The 14,965-nt window shown below is 62.0% G+C and carries 11 protein-coding genes; 5 read left to right on the top strand and 6 right to left on the bottom strand.

The window, feature by feature from the left end; genetic code table 11:
• The first annotated feature begins 178 nt into the window (after window positions 1-178).
• Complete coding sequence (locus BT125_RS04460) at window positions 179-2,050, top strand: SurA N-terminal domain-containing protein (protein ID WP_072405354.1); 1,872 nt, start codon at window positions 179-181, stop codon at window positions 2,048-2,050.
• A 335-nt stretch (window positions 2,051-2,385) separates the two neighbouring features.
• Window positions 2,386-3,273, top strand: a complete 888-nt coding sequence (locus BT125_RS04455; protein ID WP_072405353.1) for a DUF2242 domain-containing protein — start codon at window positions 2,386-2,388, stop codon at window positions 3,271-3,273.
• Window positions 3,274-3,550: 277 nt separating this feature from the next.
• On the opposite strand, the gene BT125_RS04450 is transcribed toward BT125_RS04455, so the two are convergent.
• The 3 genes from BT125_RS04450 to BT125_RS04440 form a co-directional block, all read right to left on the bottom strand.
• Entirely contained in the window at window positions 3,551-4,588 is a 1,038-nt protein-coding gene (locus BT125_RS04450; RefSeq protein ID WP_072405392.1) for an AraC family transcriptional regulator, read from the bottom strand.
• 2 nt (window positions 4,589-4,590) lie between these two features.
• Entirely contained in the window at window positions 4,591-5,721 is a 1,131-nt protein-coding gene (locus tag BT125_RS04445) for a carbon-nitrogen hydrolase family protein (protein ID WP_072405352.1), read from the bottom strand.
• Window positions 5,722-5,894: 173 nt separating this feature from the next.
• Window positions 5,895-7,112 carry a DUF3422 domain-containing protein gene (locus BT125_RS04440; protein WP_072405351.1) on the bottom strand — a complete coding sequence of 406 codons (1,218 nt, stop codon included), beginning with the start codon at window positions 7,110-7,112 and terminating at the stop codon, window positions 5,895-5,897.
• A 239-nt stretch (window positions 7,113-7,351) separates the two neighbouring features.
• Here BT125_RS04440 and BT125_RS04435 point away from each other — a divergent pair, with 239 nt between their 5' ends.
• Both BT125_RS04435 and BT125_RS04430 read left to right on the top strand, forming a co-directional pair.
• The gene (locus tag BT125_RS04435; RefSeq protein ID WP_072405350.1) at window positions 7,352-9,391 is read left to right on the top strand and encodes an oxidoreductase; all 2,040 of its coding nucleotides are present in this window, start codon (window positions 7,352-7,354) and stop codon (window positions 9,389-9,391) included.
• A gap of 186 nt (window positions 9,392-9,577) precedes the next feature.
• A complete protein-coding gene (locus tag BT125_RS04430) occupies window positions 9,578-10,486 on the top strand; it encodes a 1-aminocyclopropane-1-carboxylate deaminase/D-cysteine desulfhydrase (RefSeq protein WP_072405349.1) in 909 nt (302 codons plus the stop codon).
• A gap of 7 nt (window positions 10,487-10,493) precedes the next feature.
• On the opposite strand, the gene BT125_RS04425 is transcribed toward BT125_RS04430, so the two are convergent.
• Both BT125_RS04425 and BT125_RS04420 read right to left on the bottom strand, forming a co-directional pair.
• Window positions 10,494-11,042 carry a cytochrome b gene (locus tag BT125_RS04425; protein ID WP_072405348.1) on the bottom strand — a complete coding sequence of 183 codons (549 nt, stop codon included), beginning with the start codon at window positions 11,040-11,042 and terminating at the stop codon, window positions 10,494-10,496.
• A 122-nt stretch (window positions 11,043-11,164) separates the two neighbouring features.
• Window positions 11,165-12,568, bottom strand: coding sequence for a type VI secretion system Vgr family protein (locus BT125_RS04420; protein ID WP_072405347.1), 1,404 nt, complete (start codon window positions 12,566-12,568; stop codon window positions 11,165-11,167).
• Window positions 12,569-12,787: 219 nt separating this feature from the next.
• On the opposite strand from BT125_RS04420, the gene BT125_RS04415 reads away from it, so the two are divergent.
• Window positions 12,788-13,492, top strand: a complete 705-nt coding sequence (locus BT125_RS04415; RefSeq protein ID WP_003183149.1) for a YebC/PmpR family DNA-binding transcriptional regulator — start codon at window positions 12,788-12,790, stop codon at window positions 13,490-13,492.
• Window positions 13,493-13,495: 3 nt separating this feature from the next.
• Here BT125_RS04415 and BT125_RS04410 read toward each other — a convergent pair whose 3' ends face one another.
• Window positions 13,496-14,848 carry a leucine-rich repeat-containing protein kinase family protein gene (locus tag BT125_RS04410; RefSeq protein ID WP_072405346.1) on the bottom strand — a complete coding sequence of 451 codons (1,353 nt, stop codon included), beginning with the start codon at window positions 14,846-14,848 and terminating at the stop codon, window positions 13,496-13,498.
• Window positions 14,849-14,965: the final 117 nt, after the last annotated feature.

Below are 14,965 nucleotides of genomic sequence, written 5' to 3'. Positions count from 1 at the left end.
CGGAGCGGTAATGCGACCGGTTGCTACCGGTTTGTGACGCCAGGGCTTGCAGGTTCGAGCCCGGTCCGCTCCGCCAGTTACGAGAAGGCGCATCCTCGGATGCGCCTTTCTTCTATCCGGATTCTACCCACGCTCCACGGTTGCCTAAATTTGAAGTTCAACCGTTTCTGGGGGACGCATGCTGCAGAATATCAGGGACAATTCACAAGGCTGGATTGCCAAGACCATCATCGGGGTCATCGTCGCATTGATGGCGTTGACCGGTTTCGATGCCATTTTTCAAGCCACCACCAACAGCAATGACGCGGCCAAGGTCAACGGCGAAAAAATCAGCCAGAACGAGCTGAGCCAGGCGGTCGACATGCAACGCCGTCAGCTCATGCAACAGTTGGGCAAGGATTTCGACGCTTCCCTGCTGGACGAAAAAATGCTGCGCGATTCGGCGCTCAAAGGCCTGATCGATCGCAAGTTGCTGTTGCAAGGCGCACACGATGCGAAATTCGCTTTCTCGGAAGCTGCGCTTGATCAAGTCATCCTGCAAACGCCTGAGTTCCAGGTTGATGGCAAATTCAGCGCCGAGCGTTTTGATCAGGTGATCCGCCAGCTGGGTTACAGCCGTATGCAATTCCGCCAGATGCTGGCTCAGGAAATGCTGATCGGTCAGTTGCGCGCCGGCCTGGCGGGCAGCGGTTTTGTCACCGATGCCCAAGTGTTGGCATTCGCCCGCCTGGAAAAGCAGACCCGTGATTTCGCCACCTTGAACATCAAGGCCGATCCTGCGTCGGTCAAGCTGACCGATGATGAGGTCAAGGCTTACTACGACCAACACGCCAAGGAGTTCATGACGCCTGACCAGGTGGTCATCGATTACCTCGAGCTGAAGAAAGCCTCTTTCTTCGATCAGGTCAGCGTCAAGGACGAAGACCTGCAAGCGGCCTATCAGAAAGAAATCGCCAACCTGTCCGAACAGCGTCGCGCTGCGCACATCCTGATCGAAGTGAACGACAAGGTGACCGAAGCCCAGGCCAAGGCGAAGATCGAAGAGATCCAGGCTCGCCTGGCCAAAGGCGAGTCGTTTGAAGCCCTGGCGAAGGAGTTTTCCCAGGATCCGGGTTCGGCGAACAACGGCGGCGATCTCGGCTATGCCGGCCCAGGCGTCTACGATCCGGAATTCGAAAAGGCCTTGTACGCTTTGAGCAAGGACCAGGTCTCAGCACCGGTCCGCACCGATTTCGGCCTGCACCTGATCAAGCTGCTGGGTGTCGAAGCGCCTGAGGTGCCGACCTTTGCCAGTCTCAAGGATAAGCTGACTCGCGAGCTGAAGACTCAGCAGGTGGAGCAGCGTTTCGTGGAAGCGACCAAGCAACTGGAGGATGCCTCGTTCGAAGCATCCGACCTGGCGCAGCCGGCACAGGACCTGAAGCTGACCGTTCACACATCGGCCCCGTTCGGTCGTGAAGGCGGTGAAGGGATTGCGGCCAATCGCGCCGTGGTCACTGCCGCGTTCAGCCCGGAAGTGCTGGATGAAGGTGCCAACAGCACCGCCATCGAGCTGGACCCGGAAACTGTCGTGGTGCTGCGTGCCAAGGAGCACCGCAAGCCTGAGCAACTGCCGCTGGAAAAAGTGGCCGGGCCGATTCGTGCTCAACTGGCCAAGGAACATGCCAGCGCCGCGGCCAAGACCCGCGCCGACGAGCTGATCGCCAGCCTGCGCGACGGCAAGACAGCATTGGACAAACCGGTTGACGGCCAAGGCTGGAAAGCCACCGAGGCGGCCACCCGCAACCAGGAAGGCATCGACCCGGCGGTTCTGCAAGCACTGTTCCGCATGCCCAAGCCTGAGTCCAAGGACAAGCCGACGTTCAGCAGCGTGACCTTGCCTGACGGCAGCCTGGTGATCGTGCGTCTGAACGGCGTGAACGAAGCGGCGGCGCCGACTGACGAAGAGAAGGCGGAATATCGTCGTTACCTTGCGTCCCGTGTGGGTCAGCAGGACTTCGCGGCCTATCGCAAGCAGTTGGAGAGTCAGGCGGATATCAAGCGTTTCTAATCGCTTGATGCTTTTTCAAACCTGGCTGTGATGTGATGCAGCTGACTTAAAAACGGCGCTTCTTCAGAAATGGGAAGCGCCGTTTTTTTTGGTTTTTTTGGGGGATATCCATTTCTTCGGCAACGGCTCAACTGAACGGCATCGGGCCAAAATGCCAGGGTTTTTGTATCTGCTTGTTGCCCAAAAGCGGGTGTTCGTCGATCTACCGGATTAGCGTCTTTTTCCTGCAAACAACCCCCAGTAAACTTGTAACCCCCTTGAAACAAGATTAGCCACGCTGCCAGGTCGCGTTCTGTTGCACAATACGCCCCGGACCGTTTCTCTCAGGATGTTCAATGTTCAAATCATTTCACATGCGCACCGTCGGGCTTGCATTGGTGCTGGCCGCCGCAGCCGGTTGCTCGTCGAAGAAAGCCGCCATCTACGAGCACGAGAACTTCGATGATTCCGGCACGTTCTCGCGCACGTACGCAGTAAGCGACACGGCGACCTGCGAGGCCGGACGCCGGGCGTTGCTCAGCCAGGGCTACATCATCACCAGCAGCGATCCGAAGCTGGTCAGTGGCCACAAGAGTTTCCAACAGACCGGCGAGACCCACATGGAGATCAGTTTCAACCTGGTCTGTGCCGAGGACGGCGGTGCCGGACACCGTGCGACCATGTTCGCCAACGCCTTGCAGGACCGTTATGCCCTGAAGAAAACCAACAACTCCGCCAGCCTCGGTGTGGGCGTGCTGGGTTCGGTGTCGATGCCGATCGGCTCTTCGGATGATTCGATGGTCAAGGTCGCCAGCGAAACCGTGTCGGCGGCCAAGTTCTATGAGCGTTTCTTTGCCTTGGTGGAGCTGTTCCTGCCCCCCGAAGCGAAGAAAGCTGCCGAGAAGGCTGAGAATACCGATAAGCCTAAAACGGAGCTGGGCGTCCCGGAAACCAAGGTTGAGCCGGCCGCCTTGATGCCGGCTCCGGCTCCAGCTGCAGCACCTGCGTCGGAGCCGGTTGCGCCTGCGCCCGCCGCGGTCACGCCGGTAGGGGAGGCTGCGCCGGCCCCTGTCGAAACCGCCCCTGCGGTGTCGGAGCCCGTCGCACCGCCGAGCGAGCCAGCGCCGATTGCGCCAGAGTCGTTCGAGTCCGCGCCGACGTCGGAAACCGTGACACCGCCGCCGCCACCGTCCAGCTCGTTACCGGCCCCGAGCGAGCCGATCCAGCCGCTTCCGGCTTCCTGAGAGCCCCGTGGCAGGGTGTTACGCCCTGTCACACTTCACGCGGTAATTTCCCGACCCTGTGCTACGTTTAATTCATGAAGCCTTTGCTTCATGTTTTGTTCATAAAGCAGCTTTATGCTGATGCCAGCGCCATCAGGCATTGGATTCAATGACAGGGGAAGGACACGTAATGGACGATTATCAGGAAGAGCTGCTGGAATACCAGGCCTATGAACTGGACCCGCTGGAACCCGCCGAAGATGCAACGGAGTTGTGAGAGCAAGCTAGCACTTGAAGCTCAACGCCCTCTGTGACTCCGACGAAATTCCCCAGGCGTCTGGTCGTTCCAGCGCTTGAAGGCTCGTTGAAAGGCCTCGGCTGAGGCAAACCCCAACAAGTAGGCGATTTCGCCGAACGCCAGTTCGGTATCGCGTATGTAGGTCATGGCCAGGTCGCGGCGGGTGTCGTTGAGGATGGCGCGAAATTGCGTGCCTTCCTCGGCCAGCTTGCGCCGCAAGGTCCAGGTCGGCAGTTTCAGGCGGGCCGCCACTTCTTCCAGGTCGGGTTCCCGGCCCCCGCTGAGCAACGGTCCCAGCAGTTGGATGATGCGCTCACGCAGACTGCGGGTGCGCGTCAGTTGTTCCAGTTCCCGTTCACACAATTGAACCAGGTGGTGCCAGGTGCTGGGGCAATGCTGTGGGTTGCGCTGGGCGAGGCTGTCCAGGCCCAGTCGCAGTTGATTCTGTTCGGCGCCAAACTGGATCGGGCAGTCTCCGAGCGTGCGGTAAGCCTCCAGGTACGCCGGTTCCTCGAATTCGATTTCGATGCGTTCGGGCCGCAGCGCGATGCCGCTGACGCTCGACAGTTGGGCCAGCCAGCCGGCGATGATCGAATCCACCACGAAGCGGTTGTAGGCGTTGTACGGGCTGATGGAATAGAACCGTAGCCAAGCGCCGCGGGCATCCTCATGAAAACTCGATTGGCCGCGGTAGTTGGAGCCATACAGCGGCTCGAAGCGGATCATGCAGCGGGCCGCCTCGCGCACGGTCGGCGCCTGGGCAGCGGTAACGCCCGCCAGCCCGGCCTGGCTCAAGCGCCCGAGCTGGCCCATGCGCAAGCCTAGGGCCGGGTCCTGGGTCTGTTGAATCGCGGCATGGCCCAGGCGCATGTAGCGTGGGATCGACAGGCGTGCGCCGGGCTCGGCCAGGCGCGCGGCATCGAGGCCGTACTGCTCCAGCAAAGGTTTGGGGTCTTGCCCATGGCTGGCAATTGCCTCAGCCAGGCTGTGGACGAAGCCAACTGACAGGTCCCCCAGGCGCATCGGCTGCGGTTTCATGGTCATAACCACAGGTTAAGCAGGCGCGCGCCCCGGGCTTCGCCATCGGGGAAGTGCTGGCCGTTGTGGCTGATGAAACTCTGGCCGGCGCTGCCGCTGTCCCAGAACTGGCCACGCAGGAATACGCTGACACCGCCCCGGGCCTGGCTAATGGGCAATTGGCCGGTCAGTGTCAGGCGATGCCAGGCTTGCCCCTCGCTCACTTCACCGGGCTTGAGGCTCACTTCGCTCGGTGTGGACAGGCCTTTATAACCGCTCCAGGGTTTTTCCCAGGCGCCGCGACCGATGACGAAGGCGGGCACCGCGATCAGTTGCGCGCCCTGTTCGTTGAGCTGCCGGTAGTGGAGCGGGTACCAGCTGTCGCTGCCAATCAGCACGCCCAGGCGCCCGGCAGGGGTGTCGATGACGAGCGGGGGGACCGGATGGTCGGCGCCCAGCACATCCTGCTGTTCGAATACCGGATGTCGTTGGCGTTGCGGTTGGCCGATCGGTCGGCCATCGCTGCTGAACACCAGGCTGCTGTTGTACAACGCGCCGCGGCCAATCTTCAGCTCGCCGTCGCTGACGCTGGGCTCGGGCAGCACGATGGAGCCGGCCACCAGGGTGATGCCGAACTCCTTGGCCAGTCCGCCGAACAGCGCTTGATAGTCGCGGGCCATGTTATCGGCCTTCATGCGCAGGTAGGCATCCTCCAGGCGGTTATCGCCTTGAGCGCCGACGAGTGCCTGGATAAACGCCAGCGGATTGCTGACCGCCAGCCAGTGCATGGCTTCCTTCAGGGTGGTGGCCTGGTACAACTCGTCTTTTTCGCCACCGACCATCAGCCAGGTGCCGATGTGCTCGGGCAGGACCACCACGGTCTTGGCATTGAGAAAACCCTGGTCGCGAGCCGCCTGCAGGTAGGCCGCCAGTTTGCGGTGCAGGCGCTCGGGGCTCTGGTAGTCGGTGGGGAACAGTTCGGGCTGGATGCCCAGCAGATTGCCGCGGTCGGCGGGCGTGCCCTGGTCGACCGCCAGGTTGATACGCAGGTCTGACAGGTAATGACCCGCCGGACGATCGGTCGTCCACAGTGCGTAAGTGACCAGGACGGCAATCAAGGCCAGTGAAAACAGCAGGTACAGAAATTTGCGCATGGGGGAACAGTCAGCGGCCGTGTGCAGGTTCGTGATTTTTCATCAGGAGCTACGGGGCAGGGTACGGTAAAACAAGGGATTAGCGAAGGGCGAGCGCTGATTTGTACGCACGGCAAGCACACACAAAGGGTGTCCAAGGCGTCTTGGACACCCTTTTGTGCTGACCAGACGCGCTAGTGACTTTTGGCCTTTCTGATCCGGAGCAGAATCAGCAGCATGATCAACAGCACCGGCGGTGTCATGCCCAGCAGCGCGTCACGGGCCGAGAGGTTTGCGCCCAGGGTTTGCAACCCGCTATAGACCAACTTGAACAGGTTGATCAGGTAGTAGGTGATGGCAATGATCGACAGGCCTTCCACCGCGCGTTGGATCTTGATCTGTGCATCGGCACGGGCATTGAGGCTGCGCAGGATCTCGGCGTTCTGGTCTTCCATCTCCACTTGCACGCGGGCTTGCAGCAGATCGCCCAGGTTGGCGACGCTCATGGCCAGTTGTTCGAGGCGCTGTTCGGTGGCTGCGCAATAACGCACCGTGGGTTTGAAGCGCCGCTCGATGAACACGCCCAGCCGCTGGCAATCCCCCAGGTGACTTTCACGCAACTCCCCCAGGCGTTCGAATACCAATTGTGCGTAGGCGCGGGTCGCGCTGAAACGGTGGCGATTCCTGACCGTACTGCTGACCACCTGGCGAGACAGCAGGGCGATGTCCTCCAGCAGGGCCTTGGCATGTACGCCGCTGGCATTGGCGTTGCGTTCGGACAGGCTCACCAGGGTGCGATCGAATTCGTTCAGTTGCGGGTCCAGCGCCTTGGCGATATTGAGCGACAAGGATGCCATCATGCGATAGGTCTCGATTTCCAGCAGGCGCCGGATCATGCGCCCCTGGCGATACGCGTTGAGCCGTCGGTTGATGAAGAGCAGGCGATTGGTGCCGTCCTCGGTCAGGCGAAAATCGCTCCAGACCACGGCATCGCCACCGCCCACGCATGAACCGCAAGGATCCTTGAAACCGTAGCTGGGCAGGTCGAGACCGGCTTCTGCGCGCACCACCACCTGAACGGCATTGATGAGGTGCTGGGCGTGACCTTCGATCCCCCGGGCAAGGCTTTCCGGCAGCGTCGTCCATTGCAACTCATTGCTGCTGGCCGGCACGACCAGGGTCAGCGTGAAGAACTCGGCGTGGCGTTCCCACTTCAGCGGATGTCCTTCCAGGCGGGTGATGCCTTGTGCGGCCTGCGCGGTGACGGTATCAGGGCACAGTCGCTCGAGCAGCGCGTCGCACTGGGCGTTGTCGCCCAGAAACGCCAGGTGAAAGACGTGAGCCGGTTCGTCGAAATACAGCGACGGGCGGGCGTGCAATTCGTTGTGCAGCATTTTTCGTTGGGGATGCATGCGAGGGCGACCGTTTTATTAGGGTTATTTCAGGTTTGAGCACCTGGGCCAGCGTTGATAGGACTGGTGCATTGCGCTGAGAGTCACGCACAGCTGATCGACGCTCTGCACATTTGGATCATTAACTTGTCAGTTACGGTCATTGAGCGCCCGCATCCGGACTCTTACGCTGTGGGCCATGACAGACGCAAGCCGCAGAGCTTGCGCTTTTTCCGTGATCGCCCGTTGTGGAGTTACCGATGACCGCCTCCCATTACCCGCATCTGCTGGCCCCGCTGGACCTGGGTTTCACCACGTTGCGCAACCGGACCCTGATGGGCTCGATGCACACCGGCCTGGAAGAGAAACCCGGCGGCTTCGAACGCATGGCGGCGTATTTTGCCGAGCGCGCCCGGGGTGGCGTGGGCCTGATGGTCACCGGTGGGATCGGGCCGAACGACGAGGGCGGTGTCTATTCCGGCGCGGCCAAGCTGACCACGGAAGAAGAGGCGCTCAAGCACCGGATCGTGACCCGGGCCGTGCACGAGGCCGGTGGCAAGATCTGCATGCAGATTCTTCACGCCGGGCGCTATGCCTATAGCCCCAAGCAAGTGGCGCCGAGCGCGATCCAGGCGCCGATCAACCCGTTCAAGCCCAAGGAATTGGACGAGGAGGGTATCGAGAAGCAGATCAGCGATTTCGTCACGTGCTCGGTCCTGGCTCAGAAGGCCGAATACGACGGCGTCGAGATTATGGGGTCGGAAGGTTATTTCATTAACCAGTTCCTGGCGGCCCACACTAACCACCGCACCGACCGTTGGGGCGGCAGCTATGAAAACCGCATGCGTCTGCCAGTGGAAATCGTCCGTCGAGTGCGCGAAGCGGTGGGCCCGAATTTCATCATCATCTTTCGCCTGTCGATGCTCGATCTGGTGGACGGCGGCAGCACCTGGGACGAAGTCGTCCAGTTGGCCAAGGCCATCGAGCAGGCCGGCGCGACGATCATCAACACCGGTATCGGTTGGCATGAAGCACGAATTCCCACCATCGCCACCAAGGTTCCGCGGGCGGCGTTCAGCAAAGTCACGGCCAAGCTGCGCGGTTCGGTGAGTATCCCGCTGATTACCACCAACCGCATCAACACCCCGGAAGTAGCCGAGCAGATCCTGGCCGAAGGCGATGCCGACATGGTCTCCATGGCGCGGCCGTTCCTGGCCGATCCAGAGTTCGTCAACAAGGCCGCTGCCGGTCGCGGCGATGAAATCAACACCTGCATCGGCTGCAACCAGGCGTGCCTGGACCACACCTTCGGCGGCAAGCTCACCAGTTGCCTGGTCAACCCACGGGCCTGCCATGAAACCGAGCTGAACTACTTGCCGGTGACACAGGTGAAGAAAATCGCCGTGGTCGGTGCCGGCCCCGCCGGGTTGTCCGCGGCCACGGTGGCGGCCGAACGTGGGCACCAGGTGACGCTGTTCGATTCGGCCAGTGAAATCGGTGGTCAGTTCAACATCGCCAAGCGCGTGCCGGGCAAGGAAGAGTTCTTCGAAACCCTGCGCTACTTCAAGCGCAAATTGCAGACCAGCCATGTCGAGCTGTGCCTCGACACCCGGGTGGATGTAGCGCAATTGGTGGCGGGCGGTTACGACGAGATCATCCTCGCCACTGGCATCGCCCCACGCGTGCCGGCGATTCCCGGGGTGGAGCATGCCAAGGTCTTGAGCTACCTGGACGTGATCCTCGAGCGCAAGCCGGTGGGCCGCAGCGTCGCGGTGATCGGTGCCGGCGGTATTGGCTTCGACGTGTCGGAGTTCCTGGTTCACCAGGGCGTCGCCACCAGCCAGGACCGTGAGGCGTTCTGGAAGGAGTGGGGCATCGACACCCATCTTGAGGCCCGCGGCGGCGTGGCCGGGATCAAGGCTGAACCCCATGCACCGGCGCGCCAGGTGTTCCTGCTGCAACGCAAGACCTCGAAGGTCGGTGACGGCCTGGGCAAGACCACCGGCTGGATCCATCGCACGGGCCTGAAGAACAAGCAGGTGCAGATGCTCAACAGCGTCGAGTACCTGAAGATCGACGATGAGGGACTGCACATTCGCATCGGCGAAACCGGCGAGCCGCAAGTGCTGGCCGTGGATAACATCGTGATCTGCGCCGGCCAGGATCCGCTGCGCGAGTTGCAGGAAGGCCTGGAAGCGGCGGGGCAGACCGTTCACCTCATTGGCGGTGCCGACGTGGCGGCGGAACTGGATGCCAAGCGGGCGATCAACCAGGGTTCGCGGTTGGCGGCGCAGTTGTAAGGCTCAATCCCAGGAAAACCCTTGTGGGAGCGAGCTTGCTCGCGATTGCGGTGAGTCGGTTGCATGGATGTTGGCTGATCTGTCGCTATCGCATGCAAGCTCGCTCCCACAGTGGGGAGGGTGAACCTGAAGTCACCCGCCACCAAGCTGTTAAGATACCGGCCTGTTTCCACCCGGCCTGCCGCCATGCTGCTTCCCGCCCTCGACTGGCATCCCCAGCCTCGACTCGAACCCCTTCACCTGGACTGGCTCGCCCGTGCCGGTGTCGAAGTGGCGGTGTTGCGCCTGGACCGGATCGATCCGCTGATCAGCGGCAACAAGTGGTTCAAGCTGCTCCCGCATCTGCGCGCCGCCCATGAGGCCGGTGCCGAAGGGGTCATGAGCCTGGGCGGTGCCTATTCCAACCATTTACATGCGTTGGCGGCGGCCGGCAAGCGCTTCGGCTTTCCCACGTTCGGGCTGTTGCGCGGCCATCCCCTGGACACGCCGACGGTGCGCGACCTGAAAGCGTTTGGCATGGACCTGCACTGGTTGGGTTATGGCGGATACCGGGAGCGGCACGCCGCGGATTTCTGGGAGCCGTGGCAGATTCGCTATCCACATTTGCATCCGGTGCCCGAGGGCGGTTCGGGATTGCCTGGGGCGCAAGGTTGCATGACATGGGTGGCCAGTGTCCGTGAACAACTGGCAGCGTTGGGATGGGCGGATTATCACGGCTGGTGGTTGGCCTGCGGCACTGGGACGTCGCTGGCCGGACTGGTGCTGGCCGAAGCGGGCGAGCGCCCGGTCTACGGCGTGCTGGCCGTGCCCCCGGACCATGGCGTGGCCCGGCAGGTCGAGCGCATCGTGGGGGAAGCGGGGCTTTGCAGCCCGCGTCATGAGTTGTTCGACGGCAGCCGTGGCGGGTTCGCCCGGGTCGATGCCGAGCTCACGGCCTTCATCGAAACCACGACGGCCATCGAACTGGAGCCGTTGTACACCGGCAAGGCCTTGATGGTGCTCAAGGCGCGGGTCGAGGCGGGGGGCTTTGCCCCCGGCACGCGCCTGGTCTTTGTCCACACCGGCGGTTTGCAAGGCCGCCGAGGGTTCGATTGACGGGCAATCAGCCGCGTTTGGGCATCATCCGCAGCAGCGTGTTGTCCCGTACCACGTAGTGGTGATACAGCCCCGCCAAGGCATGCAGGCCAATCAACCAATAGCCGATGGTACCGCCCAGCACGTGCCAGCCTTCCAGTTGCTTGGCGAACTCCTTGTCTTGATTGATGAGCAACGGCAGATCGAAACCGTAGAACATCACTTGGTGCCCTTCGGCGCTGGTGATCAGCCAGCCCAGCAGCGGCATGGCGATCATGAACAGGTACAGCGCCCAGTGCATCAGGCGGGCGAGGACGGTTTGCCACGCAGGCGATGCCGGGAAAATCGCCGGCGCCTTGCCCATGCTGCGGGCGAACAGGCGTAGCCAGACCAGCACGAACACCGTTAGGCCGAGCATGAAATGCGCTTCCTTGATCAATGTCCGGCCGCCGCTGCCCTTGGGAAAAATTCCCCGCAACTCAATGCAGGCATAAACCACGGCCAGCAGGACCAGCATCAGCCAATGCAAGGTTACCGTGACGGTACTGTAGCGGCTTTCCGAGTTTTTCCAGGGCATCGCGGGTATCTCCAACATCAGGGTCGAGCGCCGTCTAGCGCGGCGTGTCTTTACTGTAAGCCCGTTTCGCTGGGTTTGCATGAGCCAGATCAGGTTTGCCGGCAAGAAGCCAAAGGGCAGGATCAGGGTGTGAAGTCTGGCGGGTTCAGCAGCCAGTCCAACAGCAGCCCGGCGTCGTGATTGCCACGGGACGGTTTCGGTGGGGCGGCGTGTCCTGCGCCGGTATCGACAGCCCCTGGGCACAGCACCGGTCGGTCGGGATCGCCATCGAGAAAACTCACCAGCACTTCGCTGCCGGCCATCAGGGGAGGGCTGTCGCCCAGCCTCAGTCGCGACACGGGCAGCGTGATGCCTTCCTGGTCCGGTGCCCAGAGGCTGACACTCACTTGGCCGCGCTCATCGAACGGGGCCGGCTGGCCGGTGCGACCGAGCACATGGGCCAGGTGATACCCGGGAATGCACGGTTTGGGATGCTTGAGGGCCGGCCTGAACACGGTGGACCAGGGAATGGCGGTGAAGCGGTTGCGGTAGTCACGGGCCGACGGAGTGGTGGGCAGGTCCGGTTCAAGGATCGAAAACTGCCGCCCGCGATGCTGGACCTCGGTGATCAGCCATTGATCGTTGAAGGTGGATACCGGGTGTTCGCAGATCTGCACGATGTCGCCGCTGTGCAGGGCCAGTTGATCACTGTGGCCATGGATTTCCCGTTGCCGGCAGCGCAACCGTTCCAGATGGCGGCGTCCGGCCTGGTAACGGTGAGTCAGGGCCGGGTCGCCGTGCATGGCCTCATGGTCGATCTGTTCGAGGGGTTGATTCGCCGCCGGTGCCTCGGTTTCGTTCGCCCCCCGGTCACGGAACCCGACAGGCACGCCAGGGACCATCGCGTGGTGGCGCATGTACAAGCGTTTGATGGCCGGTATTGAGTTGTCGTTCGGGCGCAGGGGCAGCTCGATGGGGCGTGCGGGGAAGCTTTTCGGGTCTTCGGCAAACACCAGGATGTGGCCCTGGGGAGTGTGTTCGAAGTGGTAATGAATACCTTCTTCCTCACACAGCCGTTGCAGGAGGGCCAGGTCGCTTTCGTCGTACTGGATGCAGAATGGGCGACACGGATACTGCCCATGGGGCAGCTCGAAACGGTAACTGTCGGCGGGCAGAGCGTTGTCTTCCAGCAGGCGTTGCAGCAGTTGCACCACGCTGAGCCGATGGAAAACCCGGCGCTGCGGACCTTGTTCCAATCGCAGCAGATAGGGAACCAACGTCACGCGATAGCCGATGCGCCGCGGTGCCGAGGCACTCAGGCTGACGCTGTGGATCATCCCATGGATGCCCGACTCGCCGTCCAGGCGCAGGAACGCCGGATGCCCCAATAACAGGTCGGGGTTTATCGGTGGGGCCAGGCCGATCAGTTCGAGGTCAAAGCGGTATGGCTGGTTGAGGGCTTCGCGGCCATTGAAGCGCAAGACTTGCAGTTGCAAGTCGTTTTGCGTGAGCGTCAGGCTGAAGGGACTTTCCATGTCGTTGCGCATCGCGCCTCCTACTGGCAGGAACAGAGGCCCAGAGGGTACGAAACCGCGGGAGGGAACGGTGCTTGCGAGCCGCTATTTCAGAAAAGCCCTACAACACACTGTGAAAATGTCGATCCGGCGGGGTGAATTTTTTGGTCGATCAGCCGGTTTAGGCCGTATAAACTTGCGCCACAGCGCCGGCCGGCAGATGTCTCGGCGCGTCAGACAAGAGAGTGAGTAATGGGCGCACAGTGGAAGGTTAAACACAAAGAAGCGGCTGCCAACGCAAAGGGCAAGATCTTCGGCAAACTGGTGAAGGAAATCACCATTGCCGCACGTAACGGTGCTGATACCGCTACCAACGCGCATTTGCGTCTGGTGGTCGAGCAGGCGAAGAAGGCCTCGATGCCCCGCGAGACCCTGGAACGTGCGATCAAGAAAGGTTCTGGCCAGCTCGGTGAAACCGTGCAATACCACCGCGTCACCTACGAAGGGTTCGCGCCGCACCAGGTGCCGCTGATCGTTGAATGCGTGACCGACAACATCAACCGTACCGTCGCCGAAATTCGCGTCGCGTTCCGCAAGGGCCAACTGGGCGCCTCGGGTTCGGTGGCGTGGGACTTCAACCACGTCGGCATGATCGAAGCCGCGCCGGACAGCCCGGACGCCGATCCGGAAATGGCCGCCATCGAGGCTGGTGCCCAGGATTTCGAGCCGGGCGAAGACGGCGCGACGTTGTTTCTCACCGATCCTGCCGACCTCGATGCCGTGCAGAAGGCTTTGCCGGAGCAGGGCTTCACCGTGTTGTCGGCCAAGCTGGGCTACCAGCCGAAGAACCCGGTCAGCGGCTTGACCGACGAACAGATGGCTGAAGTCGAAGCCTTCCTCGAAGGCCTCGACAACCATGATGACGTGCAGGACATGTTTGTCGGGTTGGCGGGTTAAGCACTACCCGCAATGCCCTGTGGTGAGGGAGTTCGCTCCCTCGCCACGGTCGCCCAGTAAGCCTTCGATTTCATCGAACCCTGGCCGTGCCAGCACCTCCGGCTGACAGCAGCGCGCCTCCAAATCCAGCAGCCATGCAAGGTCCTGCGCACTGAGCGTCGGTTCGATCCGCGCCAGCAATTCCCCCAGCAAAATCCCGAAGGCCCGTACCTCGATGCGTTGCAGTGCGCGGGTTTGCACGGTGTCTGCAGTGGGGTGAAACGACGCCGCGCCAAAGTCCCCCAGCAGGCAATCGCCCTGGTCATTGCACAGGATATTGTGCCCGTACAGATCCCCATGGGTGATGCCCTGGCGGTGCAGGTGCGCCGCCACCGAGGCGATGCCGTGGGCGACGCGCAAGGCCACCGGGGCGCTCAGGCGCAGTTCATCGGCATACACGTCGCGGGTGCATGACGCCAGGCTCGGCAGCCCGGCGAGGTTACGATAGCTGGGCTCGATCAGTGCCATGACCAGCCCGGCCTGTTGCTCGGGGTGCCCGCAGACCTGGCCCAACACGTCAATCAGGTTAGGGTGTCGACCGGCCGTGATGCAGGCATGCATTTCATGCAGGGGGGAGCCGTCGCTGGTCATCTGGCCTTTGTACAGCTTGACCGCGACGTTTCGTTCCACCTGGCCGGGCGCCTGCCAGAGCGCTTGGTGAATCACCCCGGAGGCGCCTTCGCCCAGTGGTCGTTGCAGCGTCAGTTGCGACCAGTCGATGGGGTGGGCGGTGTTCAAGGCTGCGGCATCGGCCTGGGTTTCCAGTGGGTTGCCGGCGTAGGCCAGCCAACTGAGGCTTGGCAGCTCCAGCAACCATTGCGGCAGTTCGGTCAGTTGGTTGGCGGCGATGCGCAGCAGTTCCAGGCGATGGCACTGGCCCAGGCTCGCCGGCAACTGCTGCAAGCGGTTGCCGGCCAGCATCAGTTTTTGCAGGTGCAGGCGTTGGCCCAGCTCATCCGGCAAGTGACTGACGTCGTTGTCGGTCAGGATTAGCCAGCGCAGCCGTGGTGGCAGCGCGGCGCCCGTGACGCGGGTGATGCGGTTGGCCTTGAAACCGACCATGGTCAACGCGTTGCAACGGCCCAGGCATTCGGGCAGTTCAGTGAAGCGGTTGTCGGAACAGAACAGCACGCGCAGGCGAGTCAGTCGATGCAGGTCGTCGGGCAGCTTGTCCAACTGATTGCCGCTGAGGTTGAGGATCTCGAGGGAATCGGTCAGCTCGAAGATTTCCCGGGGAAACTCCGTCAAGCCGCAGGCCAGGTCCAGCCGGGTGATGCCCGAGAGCTGGCCGGCGCGTAGTTGGGCGAGGGTGTGCATGGCAGGGTTCGCTGTCGGTCAAGAAGAAAAAACGCGGACACACCTGTGGCGCGGGAGCAAGTTGCCTCGCCACAGGTCATCGGTTCAATTGATTGTGAGATGGCCGCATGATAACTG

Source organism: Pseudomonas sp. NFACC04-2 (genome assembly GCF_900119265.1).
GTDB lineage: Bacteria > Pseudomonadota > Gammaproteobacteria > Pseudomonadales > Pseudomonadaceae > Aquipseudomonas > Aquipseudomonas fluorescens_AA.
Note: the sequence above shows the minus strand (reverse complement) of the source record. Positions and strands in the feature narration are given on the sequence as shown.

What these genes read in the sequence shown, in the direction of transcription:
- BT125_RS04460 (WP_072405354.1), top strand. Translation starts at nt 179, where the DNA reads ATGCTGCAGAATATCAGGGACAATTCACAAGGCTGGATTGCCAAGACC.
- BT125_RS04455 (WP_072405353.1), top strand. Translation starts at nt 2,386, where the DNA reads ATGTTCAAATCATTTCACATGCGCACCGTCGGGCTTGCATTGGTGCTG.
- BT125_RS04450 (WP_072405392.1), bottom strand. Translation starts at nt 4,588, where the DNA reads ATGAAACCGCAGCCGATGCGCCTGGGGGACCTGTCAGTTGGCTTCGTC.
- BT125_RS04445 (WP_072405352.1), bottom strand. Translation starts at nt 5,721, where the DNA reads ATGCGCAAATTTCTGTACCTGCTGTTTTCACTGGCCTTGATTGCCGTC.
- BT125_RS04440 (WP_072405351.1), bottom strand. Translation starts at nt 7,112, where the DNA reads ATGCATCCCCAACGAAAAATGCTGCACAACGAATTGCACGCCCGCCCG.
- BT125_RS04435 (WP_072405350.1), top strand. Translation starts at nt 7,352, where the DNA reads ATGACCGCCTCCCATTACCCGCATCTGCTGGCCCCGCTGGACCTGGGT.
- BT125_RS04430 (WP_072405349.1), top strand. Translation starts at nt 9,578, where the DNA reads ATGCTGCTTCCCGCCCTCGACTGGCATCCCCAGCCTCGACTCGAACCC.
- BT125_RS04425 (WP_072405348.1), bottom strand. Translation starts at nt 11,042, where the DNA reads ATGCCCTGGAAAAACTCGGAAAGCCGCTACAGTACCGTCACGGTAACC.
- BT125_RS04420 (WP_072405347.1), bottom strand. Translation starts at nt 12,568, where the DNA reads ATGCGCAACGACATGGAAAGTCCCTTCAGCCTGACGCTCACGCAAAAC.
- BT125_RS04415 (WP_003183149.1), top strand. Translation starts at nt 12,788, where the DNA reads ATGGGCGCACAGTGGAAGGTTAAACACAAAGAAGCGGCTGCCAACGCA.
- BT125_RS04410 (WP_072405346.1), bottom strand. Translation starts at nt 14,848, where the DNA reads ATGCACACCCTCGCCCAACTACGCGCCGGCCAGCTCTCGGGCATCACC.